Annotated in this window: 8 protein-coding genes and 1 other RNA gene; 3 read left to right on the top strand and 6 right to left on the bottom strand. The window is 37.7% G+C overall.

Going from position 1 to position 11,543, the window contains the following annotated elements; all coding sequences use genetic code 11:
- The first annotated feature begins 191 nt into the window (after window positions 1-191).
- Both ssrS and BHECKSOX2_RS00130 read left to right on the top strand, forming a co-directional pair.
- Window positions 192-372, top strand: a non-coding RNA gene (ssrS, locus tag BHECKSOX2_RS00135) — 6S RNA.
- Window positions 373-411: 39 nt separating this feature from the next.
- Window positions 412-987 (top strand): 5-formyltetrahydrofolate cyclo-ligase, encoded by a 576-nt coding sequence (locus BHECKSOX2_RS00130; RefSeq protein WP_342589258.1) that lies wholly within the window; start codon window positions 412-414, stop codon window positions 985-987.
- Here the strand turns inward: BHECKSOX2_RS00130 and BHECKSOX2_RS00125 are convergent.
- The 6 genes from BHECKSOX2_RS00125 to BHECKSOX2_RS00100 all read right to left on the bottom strand — a co-directional run bounded on the left by BHECKSOX2_RS00125 (window position 981) and on the right by BHECKSOX2_RS00100 (window position 7,594).
- Window positions 981-2,144: a UbiH/UbiF/VisC/COQ6 family ubiquinone biosynthesis hydroxylase gene (locus tag BHECKSOX2_RS00125; RefSeq protein ID WP_139681962.1), complete on the bottom strand. Its 1,164-nt coding sequence runs from the start codon at window positions 2,142-2,144 to the stop codon at window positions 981-983. The two genes, BHECKSOX2_RS00130 and BHECKSOX2_RS00125, sit on opposite strands and share 7 nt — an antisense overlap.
- Window positions 2,144-3,463 carry a metalloprotease PmbA gene (gene pmbA / locus BHECKSOX2_RS00120; protein WP_139681961.1) on the bottom strand — a complete coding sequence of 440 codons (1,320 nt, stop codon included), beginning with the start codon at window positions 3,461-3,463 and terminating at the stop codon, window positions 2,144-2,146. Before pmbA ends, BHECKSOX2_RS00125 begins: the two co-directional genes overlap by 1 nt.
- 182 nt (window positions 3,464-3,645) lie before the next feature.
- The gene (locus BHECKSOX2_RS00115; RefSeq protein WP_139681960.1) at window positions 3,646-4,476 is read right to left on the bottom strand and encodes a CorC family transporter; all 831 of its coding nucleotides are present in this window, start codon (window positions 4,474-4,476) and stop codon (window positions 3,646-3,648) included.
- Window positions 4,477-4,516: 40 nt separating this feature from the next.
- Complete coding sequence (locus BHECKSOX2_RS00110) at window positions 4,517-4,813, bottom strand: RnfH family protein (RefSeq protein ID WP_139681959.1); 297 nt, start codon at window positions 4,811-4,813, stop codon at window positions 4,517-4,519.
- Window positions 4,810-5,544, bottom strand: coding sequence for a 1-(5-phosphoribosyl)-5-[(5-phosphoribosylamino)methylideneamino]imidazole-4-carboxamide isomerase (gene hisA, locus BHECKSOX2_RS00105; protein WP_139681958.1), 735 nt, complete (start codon window positions 5,542-5,544; stop codon window positions 4,810-4,812). Before hisA ends, BHECKSOX2_RS00110 begins: the two co-directional genes overlap by 4 nt.
- A 337-nt stretch (window positions 5,545-5,881) precedes the next feature.
- A complete protein-coding gene (locus BHECKSOX2_RS00100) occupies window positions 5,882-7,594 on the bottom strand; it encodes a ShlB/FhaC/HecB family hemolysin secretion/activation protein (RefSeq protein WP_139681957.1) in 1,713 nt (570 codons plus the stop codon).
- 313 nt (window positions 7,595-7,907) lie between these two features.
- Here BHECKSOX2_RS00100 and BHECKSOX2_RS00095 point away from each other — a divergent pair, with 313 nt between their 5' ends.
- Window positions 7,908-11,402, top strand: coding sequence for a two-partner secretion domain-containing protein (locus tag BHECKSOX2_RS00095; RefSeq protein WP_180323585.1), 3,495 nt, complete (start codon window positions 7,908-7,910; stop codon window positions 11,400-11,402).
- Window positions 11,403-11,543: the final 141 nt, after the last annotated feature.

The following is an 11,543-nucleotide window of genomic DNA, read 5'->3' as shown; positions in this document are numbered from 1 at the left end:
GATTTAGTTAACATTTTTTTAAGCAAAACGACCAAGAAATAAGAGGTATTTTAGCAAAAGTTGGTTGATTTGTCTAGGGTTATTGTTGGTTTTATTGTTATAAATCAATTTGTTGTGTGGTTTTTAAGGGTTGACTATTTACTAAAAATGCAAAAAAATGTTTATTGATACGCCAAAACAGCGATAATAGTAACTGTCTATTATGTTTGCGTTTGGCTTTTGTCCCCTGAGCTGATAAATAAACAAATAAGGAAATGCGATAGGTTGCTATTGTGCAAGCCCACCTTGAAGTGGGAAGCCTGCGGCAAACTTCAAACTTCCGCCTTGAACCATATGGTTCAGGTTTAAAGCCCGCAGGGTGATAGACACTCTAATTTCACCCTAACGCCTAAGCTCTGCTTGGGCGTTTTAATGTATTCATGTTATAATCTCAAAATGCAAGCAACCCGCCAACTTTTAAGACAACAACGGCGCGCCATCACAGCGAGCGAGCGAGCACAGTCTGCCAGAAAAATATTGCATCAAATGCAAAAAATAAGCAATATTCAAAATGGACAAAAAATCGCCCTTTATTTAGAAAACGATGGTGAAATCAGCCCAAAATATATTCATAATTTCTTAGAAAAACAAGGTGTTAGTATCTATTTACCGATATTAGTCGGCAAAAGTCTTAAATTTGCAAAAATTGGTAATGAATTTAAAAAAAACAAATTCGGTATTGATGAACCCGTTGCTACTGAGGTATTAAACACTAAACAACTGGATGTTATCTTTATACCATTGGTGGGTTTTGATAAGAATAAAAACCGTATTGGCATGGGTGGTGGCTTCTACGATCGTGCTTTGTCTTTTAAAAAAAACCAAACAAACTACAACAGCCCAAAACTCTATGGACTGGCTTTTGATTGTCAACAAGTTGCTAAGATTGACAGTCAGTCTTGGGATGTGGCACTTGATACAATCATTACTCCAACTAAGATTTATTGACTGCCAGTAGCGTGTTTTTGAAAAAATGATTTAAATGTTGAATTGTCATTGATTAAATTCATACCAAAGCCTCGTAACCACCTAAGTGGCTCGTTGTTTTCTTTATAAATCCAATTAAGTCCACTCATAGTTTTTGCCATAAGTTCATTGTCTAATCTTCTGGCTCTGGCATATTTTCGTAAAACCAAATAACCCCCCAAAAGTTTATTGTTAGTGTGTAATTGCCGTGATAATTCAACAACATCAGAAAAACCTAAATTAACACCTTGCCCTGCCAATGGGTGGATATTATGCGCCGCATCGCCAATGAGTGCTAAATTTTCTTTAACATAATCTTTAGCACTTCGCTCAATCAGTGGAAAAGCTTGAATCTCACTCAATATTTCAAACTCACCAAAGCGAACTTCTACACCTGCTGAAAGTCGCTTAGCAAACGCCTCAGGCGATAATGCCAATAATTCATCAGCAAGGTGTTTTTCTGCCGACCAAACAATGGATGCTTCATTTTTACTCAATGGCAATAGTGCAATAATGCTTTCAGACAAAAACCGCTGCCAAGTTGTATTCTCAAAACCTTTGTTTGAACGAATATTGCAAACAACGGCTTTTTGCTGATAATCATTTTCACTAAATTCAATACCTGCCAAATCTCGAACACGAGAACGCGCACCATCTGCACCAATTAATAACGAGCATTGAAGTTGCTGTTTATCATCCAAATGCAAACAATAACCTTGCTGAGTTTTATTAATGTCATCAAGTTTAGCGCTAATGAATTCTACTGTAGTATCAGCCAATGCCGTATACATAGCCAATTGAATGCAGTCATTTTCTATGATATGCCCTAAATGCGTTAAATCCCCATCTGCTATTGAAAAATCCAGCGCACCATGCGAATTTTCATCCCATACTTTAGTATCAGTAAAAGCGTACTTGCGTTGAATTAAATCCCACACACCAATGTCTTTTAAAAATGTTTCTGAAGTTGGGGTGATCGCACTCACACGCGTATGGAAATTTTCTTTTACTTCAGGATTTGGGTTATTCGGCTCAATAATTGCAATACTCAGATTGCTTTGATGACGCTTTACCATTGACAAGGCAAATGCTTGCCCAACCATGCCACCACCCACAATGACAATATCAAAATTGCCCATTAGCTTTCGCCTGCCACCGTCATTTGATTAATCAGTACAGAACCAACTTTAATATTATTGCGCTGGTCCACATCATTACCCACATGTACAATACCCAATAACATGTCTTTAAGGTTGCCAGCAATGGTAAGCCCTGATACTGGATACTGGATTTCACCATTCTCCACCCAAAACCCCAATGCGCCACGAGAATAATCACCCGTTGTACCGTTCACACCTTGCCCCATTAATTCTGTTACTATTAAACCCTTATCCATCACCTTAATCATCTCATCTAAGCCACCGTTAAAACTCGACTCAACAATACCGTTGCTCACACCACCCGCATTAGCGGTGGTTTGTAGCCCTAATTGATTGGCAGAATATTGCCCCATGATATAACTTTTAACACGACCATCTTCAATAAAATATTGCTCGCGTTTAAGCACACCATCGCGGTCAATCGCCTTGGCACCCAGCGTCTTTTTAGCAAAAGGATGCTCACAAAAACTAATGTCTTCTGGCAAAACAATTTTGTCAATACTGTTTAATAAAAAAGTAGATTTTTTGTATTGCCTAGAGCCACCCAATGCACCCAAGAGTTGTGAAAACAAGCCACCAGATACGCGTGGGGTAAAAATCACAGGACATTTTTGTGAAGCGAGCGAACGCGCACCCAATTTCTGCTGTGCAAGTTTTGCTGCTTTTTTACCAAGTAGTTGTGGCGTTTCTAGCGTATTTGCATCAAGTGCTGTTGTGTATTCATATGCTGTTTGCATATCATCATCACGCTTGGCAATTAGCGCACAATTTAATGAATGACGAGTGCTACTTTGCGTGATAATCAAACCGTTAGAATTGGCATATAAGCCTTCGCCTTGAAAACTAGACACCTCTGCACCTTCAGAATTATCAATCTCATCTTGTGCGAGCGCCGCTTCCTCACAAGCTTTAGCAATATCAATACTGTGTTGTGCATCCAAATCCCAGGGGTGATACAGGTCTAAATCGGGCGCATCAAATGCCATTAATGCTTTTGGAGCTAACCCATTAAAAGGGTCATCTTGGGTATATTTCGCAATCAGACAAGCAGATTTAATAGTTTTATCAAGGCTGTCTTTACTAACATCAACGCTTGATGCATGACCTTTCTTTTTGCCAAAAAATACATTGACTTCAAAACCTTTATCTAGATGATATTGCAGGGTTTCGACCTCACCCAACCTTACCGCAGTAGAAACACCTGAGCTTGAGTCAAGCAACAACTCATAATCACTAACTTTGTATTTTTTTAACAGCTCAATTGCTGTGTGTGCAGTTTGTTCTAGAGATTTTTGCATAATCTTATTATAAGTTTAAGGGATATTAGAAGATAGTACATTTTTTATATAAAAATGAGAAGAATATGGATAAGCCCTCCTAGAGGACTGCTGTGTGGTGCTAGAAAGGTGCTGTTTTATATGTTTCATAAATTGTGATAGGGTTGTGTGAAAGTCTCTGTGGATGACATAATTACCTGTTATTAATTTCTAGTTACTTCTAATGAACGCAATCTTCGAGAATCTGCCTTTAAAACCTTAAAATGAAACCCTTGCAAATCAATCTCATCCAACTGCTCTGGCAAATAAGTAAAACCAGCAATAACCAAACCTGCCACAGTGTCCACATCCTCCACCTGCAATTTAATATTAAAAAATTCATTAAATTCTTCAATCGGCGTATGTCCTTTAAGCAAATAACGCCCGCCACTAAAATCAATGATATTATCCTCTTCTAAATCATGTTCGTCTTCAATTTCACCCACAATTTGTTCTAACACATCTTCTAATGTCACCAAACCCGCAATCTCACCATATTCATCTATTACAATCGCCATGTGTGATTTTTTTTGCTGAAAATCTCTTAATAACGCACCCAAAGTTTTACTTTCTGGCACTAGAACAGCATCGCGTAAATATTGCTTATAATTAAACTCAGATTTTTGTTCACCTGCAAAATGACTCAGTAAATCCTTAGCTAAAATAACTCCTAAGATTTTATGTTGTTCGTTATTAATGATTGGAAATCTAGAATGTGCAGACTCAATCATAATATTAAGCAAATCCTGAGTCCTTGCCTGATAGTCAATCAATATCATTTTTGACCTAGGCACCATAACATCACGCACCTCCATATTCTCAAGCTGCATCGTGCCTTCAATAATTGAACGCGAGTGTGAATCAATCACACGGCTCTGTTCAGCCTCTTTTAAGGATTGCAATAATTCATCACTTGAGCGTAGTGGTATGTGAAAAAATCGTTTTTTTAATCTTTGCAAAAAAGACAATGTCGAGGGAGGTTGTTCTTCGTTCATTTAAAGTTTGGTAATCATTAAGTTGCTATTGTAACAAAAATCAAGCTTTTTTGCCACTACGCATTTTTTTACCTTGTGCGGCACGCTCTTTACGCACTTGCTTTGGGTCGGCAATTAAAGGTCGATAAATTTCAACTCTATCTTTTGGACGCAAAACAGTATCCAATTTAGCAATCTTGCCAAAAATTCCTGTCTTATCCTTAGATAAATCGATTTGTGGATAAGACGCCATAATGCCAGACAACACTATCGCCTGCTCAAGTGTCGTACCCTTATCCACTTCCAAAACAAGTAGCGTTTGTTTATTCTCTAATGCATAGGCGACTTCAATTTTCATTGTTTTGCATCACAAAGTTGCTGCGCTTGAGCAAAATCAAGCGTACCTTCATAAATAGCCCGCCCAGTAATTGCACCCATAATGCCGTGATGTGCCTCGCTCAACAATCCAGATATATCCTCTATATTGGTAATGCCTCCTGAAGCAATAATAGGAATTGAGGTTTGCTTAGCAAGACTCGTCGTCGCCTCAACATTCACCCCTTGCATCATACCGTCTCGTGCAATATCAGTATAAACAATCGAATTCACCCCATCTTGCTCGAATTTTTTCGATAAATCCACCACATGCAAATCCGTCTTCTGCGCCCAACCCTGGGTCGCCACCAAGCCATCATTGGCATCCAAGCCCACAATCACTTTATCAGGAAACTCACGACACAACTGCGATACAAACTCAGGATGCGTCACTGCCATTGTCCCAATAATCAAATAACTAACCCCCGCCTCAATATACGCATTAGCAATATCCATATTACGAATACCGCCGCCAATCTGTACAGGCAACTCAGGGAATGCCGATACAATCTGCGTCACACTAGCTGCATTCACAGGCTTACCTTCAAACGCCCCATTAAGGTCTACCAAATGCAAACGCCTTGCGCCTTGCGCCACCCACTGCGCCGCCATCTCTACTGGATTATCGGAAAATACCGTCGTATCTTCCATTAAACCTTGTCTTAGACGCACGCATTGCCCATTTTTTAAATCTATTGCTGGAATTATTATCATTTTTTATACCACCTTTAATTTCTAGAATTTTATCATCTAATGCTTTAAACCAACTCTATCTTTGATCCAATTAGATTGGTAAAACTGCAATTACATAATTAATGTCATTGACAATATCATAAAGACCTTTGCATAAATTAGGGATGATTAGCAAAAGCCAATTTTTGCCCACTTGGCGATTTTTTTAAACCTTGTCCTAGCAAGGCTAAGGCTGGGTTTACCCTCCAGAACTGCTGGGTGTCGTTGGAAAAATCGCCAAGTGGGTTTCTGATGATTATTCCTATTTATATAAAGCCCTCTAAGAGTGAGTTTGAGATTTTATTGATGATTTCTGCTCTCAAAATTTATAACTAATCGTAAAATAAATCGCACTATCTTCATTAATAGAATTTGGTTTTTTCAAGTTTTTAGCCACTGTTAATTCAGTATCAATATCTTTATTTTGAAGTTTAATTGAAATACCAGCACCCGATAAAGACTGATAATCCGATGAGCTTGAATGAATACGGCCATAATCAAAAAATATCGTGCCAATTATTTTGCTATTATCCTGCGTTCTACCTAACCATTGATTTAAATTAGTTGATAAGTTATTTTGTATATAGAACCCTGATTTTGCAGCTATTGACTCATCTTTAAAACCTCTAACACTACCCTGCCCACCAATACTAAAACTTTGTGCGGCGAACAACGCATCTTCACTGATTTGCATATTGAGGCTGCTCATAAAATTAAATCGTTTTTTGCTTAGCTCTAAAGGCTTTGCATAATAACCATAGAATTTAAGTAAACTAAATTGCGCCTTAGTATCTAGCCCAGACTCATCATCATTTAACACATCAAAAGCATCAATACCTCTATGAATACTTGGATTTAAATACAAAGTCGATTTATCACTTAGCTGAAAACTATGCTCATACCCTAAAGACAAAACACTGAGTTTTCTAGATCCGACTTTATTTTTAGTAATAATGCCTCGTAACTTCGAATAACTTTCTTCGTCACTTAAACTTAACCCCAGTTTGATTTTGTTATTTTGTTCATTGCTCTTGTTTAGATATTTTGTTAAATAAAAGTTTTTGGTTGTGGTGTTGCCAAATGAATAGAAAGCATCACCCGTTGTTAATATTTGATTGGTATTGTAATCAGACTTTGTTGTGTTGTAATTAAACAAATAATCCCTATAAGGAAAAGACACATCTAGAGTATAGGCATTTGAATCTTTTTTATCTTCTTCTGTATGGGCTGGAAAAGCATAATTAAGCGTCCATTTGGACAGCGGAATCAAAAAATCATCCCAATTAGCATTCAGCTTTATCTTCTCAACACCTGTTGATTTTGAGCCTGAATTATCAAAAGTAACACTAAACGGCTGATAATCTTGTTTGTTATCATTGATAACAATCTCGGAGTGATATTGTTTTTTACTGGGCTTAATGTTTAGTTTTGCCTGATGAGAATTTAGTCGATTAACATGATCAATACGCTTGCTGATGTCATTGACATTCAAGGGCTTATTAATCAAGTCATCAAAAATTAACTGTTTTACAAAGGCAGTATTATCAATATTTTGTGAGTTAAAGTTGACTAAATCTATAAAGCCTATTTTAATACTGATATCTAAGATACCTTGCTTAAGTTTGGTTTGTGGAACGCTAAGCCCGACTTTACTGGTAACAAAACCATGAGTTTGGTAGATATTTTGTAACCCTTTAATCAACTGATTAATTTGCTTAACACCAAGGCACCTATTTTGGTATTCTTGCTTAAGATTGTTAATTAATTGAGCCTCTATTAAACTTTGTTTTGAGATGTTGATTTGTTTAATGTTGACACATTTATTTGACTCAGCAATATTGGATTTAACCTTCTGCTCAAGTATTGTTTGCTGCTTTGTTTTGAGTTTAAGTTGTTCTCTTAAAGATTTCTTAAGTTCAAGTTCTCGCCTATCCTGCGCTTGCTTTCTTTGAATATCATCATTAATATCAGCAACAACAAAACTACTCAATAAACTCAACGATATAAAAACAATTTTTAATTTTTTAACCATTTTCTCTCAAACAATCTTTTTAATAAAAAGAAGAAAAATAAAATCCAAATAACTGCCAATACACTAACTAAAAAACAAAGACAATGAATTGTATTAGTACTATCAAAACAATCCAAAATTAGCCTGAGTAGTGACGCAATTAAGATAAACACCTATACTTACACTTAAAAAAAGCCTACTGCCAGTAAACTAATAACAAAAATAACAAATAATTCAACATACCAAGCAGTTTCAGAAGCGAAATTTTACCTCCTCAATGGAATTCTTTAGGGTTAAAATAAAACTTTTTAAAAAAACCAATCCAAAACACCAAATGCACACACTCAAAAAGCCTTTCACCCTGTTGTTAATCCTCAGCCACTTAAACGCTTTTGTATTAAGTGTAGGTGTAGGTATAGGCGTAGGCAGCATAAGCAATGTCTACGCCGCCAATCAAGTCGTAAACACCACCAAAAGCCCAACAACTTTTATAGACACAACAGCCAACGGGGTTGATTTAATCAATATTGCAAACCCCAACTCTGTTGGGGTTTCTATCAATCACTACAACAAGTTTAATGTCGGCAATCAAGGGGCAATACTCAACAACTCAAAAGTCATGGGCACCTCACAACTTGGTGGTGCGGTATATGGCAACCCTAACCTTAACCAAAACGCTGATATTATCCTGAATGAAGTAGGCACTACTAATCGCTCAGTATTAAACGGTGCTTTGGAAGTGTTTGGTCAAGATGCAGCTGTGGTGATTGCCAATCCTAATGGCTTTGATTGTAATGGCTGTAGTTTTATCAACACTTCCAAGCTGACTATGGTGAGTGGGCAATCACGGATGAGTGATGGTGCAATAACTGGCTTTAAAATCAACAATGACCTAACTTCTAATTTTGTCATTGGCAAGCTTGGTTTATATGCCAATAACACAGATGAGGTTAATATCATCTCAAGAGCCATTGCGCTAAGAGGAGAACTTCAAGCCAAACAAGACCTAGCCTTAAAACAAGGTAATGATTATTATAACTACACGACTGGTGAGGTTAGCTCAGATGCCAACGCCTCTGCTATTGAGTTTGGCATTGATGCCTCACATCTAGCCAATATCTCAGCAGGTAGCATTAAACTCATCGTTACTGAAAAAGGTGCAGGCGTTAATACCGCAGGTGGCAATATTATCACCGACTTATCCAAGTTAGAAATCATGGCTGATGGTGATCTAGTATTAAAAGCAAACCTGAGCTCACAAACAGACATTAGCCTAACTTCTCATAGTGGAGATATCACGCAATCAGGTGATATAAAAGCGGTACAAAATATTGCTATTAATACAAATCAAACCTATCAAAACGAGGGTAAAGACACCATTGCCCAAGCCAACTTGGATATTAGCGCCAATACGCTTAACAATCAAGGTGGGCAACTGGCAGCAGGTGCTAATCTCAATATCACAGCCAACACGCTAAACAATACCCAAAACACCGCTCAAACCCAAGGGGGATTAATTTATGCAAAAAATCAGCTACATATCACCGCTGCTAATCAGCTGTTAAACGATAAAAGCTCAATCGTTGCACAGGGCAGTATTCTCATTAATGATACAAACAACAACTTAAATAACAACTCAAATAACAACTCAAATAACAACTCAAATAATGGCACAAACAATAACTTAAACCTAGTCATTAATAACAAATCAGGCGTGATTAAATCTGATAACAATATCACCATTAATGCCAAAACCCTTAACAACACCGCTTATCGTTATGATGCCAAGCAAGATGATAATGATGGCTACTATGGCTATGATGTTAATGAGAAGGTTGTTAAGAGCGACTATGTCATGGATCAAACGCTAATACTAGAACAAGACGAGGCAGTATCCACTCTTGCCTCACAGTTATCACTGATATCAGCAGGCAATAATATTACTATCACCGCCTCTCAGGAAATCAATAACCTTAGCTCCATCATCACTGCTAGTAACGATGTTACGATTAACACCAATACCTTTAAAAATAATACAGACTCAATAGATACCCACAATCTATATCGCAAGTGGGGCAAGATGTGGCAAGAAAAATATTGTGAAAAGAAAAGAAACTGGTGGAGTGGTGGTGGTTGTAAAAGATACGCTTATCGCACTAAGTACGCTGACATAGTAGATAGTAGAAGTGAGGTAGTTTATAGTATAAACAAAGCCGCTATTAGTGCAGGTAATAATTTAACCATAAATGCTACCACCATTATCAATGGCTATAATACCGATAACCCAGAGTACGAACCTAACGCACAAGCACCTGAGAGCGCACCTGCTGCAAACGCAGATGGCGCTAGTAACGACCCAATATTAACCATCAAGCCTAATATTGATACCGATAGTCAAATTGGCGCTATTGCCTTAAATGGTGAGTATAGGGTTATAAAACCTAGTGCTAAGCAACCTTACCTAATAGAAACTAGAAATCAATTTGTTGATATTACCCAGTTCAAAGCCTCACAATACCTATTCGCCAGACCCAATATTAGATTCTTAGATCCAACAATGTCTAATCCTATTACCCTAGGCGATGCCTATTGGGAGCATCAACAACTGCAAAGACAAATTAACGAGCAAACCAAAAAAGCACAGCTGTATGCAAATTTTGATATGAATGCCACCTTTGATCGGCTCTTTAATCAAAGCAATGAAGAATATGAAAAACTAACCGACCAAGGCGTTGAAATCACCCTTGGTGTATCGCTTAGCAAAGCAGCCATCAAGGCTCTAACTCAAGACATCGTTTGGTATGAAAACCAAACCGTTGAACTCAATGGCAAACAATACACAGCACTGATGCCAAGACTCTATTTAGCCAATGCAACACTGGATGATTTAAGCAAAACACCTCAAGCGTTCTTAAGCGCACAAAACATCACCATCAACAGCAATGGCACAATCGTCAATAGTGGCAATATAACCTCAGCAAAAGACACCCACATTAGTGCTAACAATATCACTAATCAAAACGGTGCGCTTAAAGGCAACAATATCAATCTAAACGCACAAAACACCCTTTTCAACCAGTCAGGGGATATAACAGCAAATAACAACCTCAACCTAACAGCAAAAACCCTTACCAATATTGCCAATCAACAAACCACAACACAAAAAAGAGACACAACAACAACCATTGGCAAGGCTTCAAACCTCAAAGGCAAAAACATCAGCATCAACGCTGAAGATATGAGCAATACAGCCAGTAATATTAAAGCACAAAACTTAACTATTACAGCCAATAACCTCAATATCACGACCCAGCAAAACACCACCGATCTAAAAGCAGGTGGTGGTGATAACTACTCCAACTCACAAAGCATTCAGCACCAAGGCAGTCACATCAAAGTAACTGGTGATTTAAACATTAATGCAAATAACATCAACATCCAAGGCTCAAAAGTCTCTGCCAATAATGCCACTATAAAAAGCGATAATCTAAACATAGCCTCAGTTCAAGACTCCAAAGCCACTCAAATGAAAGCCAGCTCTAAGGGCTTTTTATCTAGCAGTGTTAGTATTGACACCAAAGCCACTGTAAATAATATTGCCTCAAATCTAAGTGCCAATAACCTCACTCTAAAAACCACTAAAGAGGATATCAACATCACCGGCTCTAATATAGAAGCACAACAAAAACTCAGTCTAGATAGCGCCAAAGACATCAACATCCAAGCAGGCTATGATGGTAGCCTGAATGAGTCTTACAGTAAAACAAAAAGTTTCTCCCTTGCAGGTTTGGTTGGGATGGGCTCGCTCTACAGCTCTACTGAGGATTAAAAAGGTAGAATTAAAAAAACCGCCGTTAACTCAACCCTCAGTGGCAATAACATTACGCTTAATGCCAACAACAACATTCATGCAGTGGGTGTTGACATTCAAGCAGACAATAGCATTAGTGGTAACGCCAAAGATATCAAC

The organism is thiotrophic endosymbiont of Bathymodiolus puteoserpentis (Logatchev) (assembly GCF_900127505.1).
Classification (GTDB): domain Bacteria; phylum Pseudomonadota; class Gammaproteobacteria; order PS1; family Pseudothioglobaceae; genus Thiodubiliella.
The sequence above is the reverse complement of the archived record's forward strand: the minus strand, read 5'-3'. Positions and strand labels throughout refer to the sequence as shown.

Bases quoted from the DNA above. Each gene is read 5' to 3' on its own strand.
- BHECKSOX2_RS00110 (WP_139681959.1), bottom strand. From the start codon at position 4,813: ATGAAAATTGAAGTCGCCTATGCATTAGAGAATAAACAAACGCTACTT.
- BHECKSOX2_RS00095 (WP_180323585.1), top strand. From the start codon at position 7,908: ATGCACACACTCAAAAAGCCTTTCACCCTGTTGTTAATCCTCAGCCAC.
- BHECKSOX2_RS00115 (WP_139681960.1), bottom strand. From the start codon at position 4,476: ATGAACGAAGAACAACCTCCCTCGACATTGTCTTTTTTGCAAAGATTA.
- hisA (WP_139681958.1), bottom strand. From the start codon at position 5,544: ATGATAATAATTCCAGCAATAGATTTAAAAAATGGGCAATGCGTGCGT.
- BHECKSOX2_RS00125 (WP_139681962.1), bottom strand. From the start codon at position 2,144: ATGGGCAATTTTGATATTGTCATTGTGGGTGGTGGCATGGTTGGGCAA.
- BHECKSOX2_RS00130 (WP_342589258.1), top strand. From the start codon at position 412: ATGTATTCATGTTATAATCTCAAAATGCAAGCAACCCGCCAACTTTTA.
- BHECKSOX2_RS00100 (WP_139681957.1), bottom strand. From the start codon at position 7,594: ATGGTTAAAAAATTAAAAATTGTTTTTATATCGTTGAGTTTATTGAGT.
- pmbA (WP_139681961.1), bottom strand. From the start codon at position 3,463: ATGCAAAAATCTCTAGAACAAACTGCACACACAGCAATTGAGCTGTTA.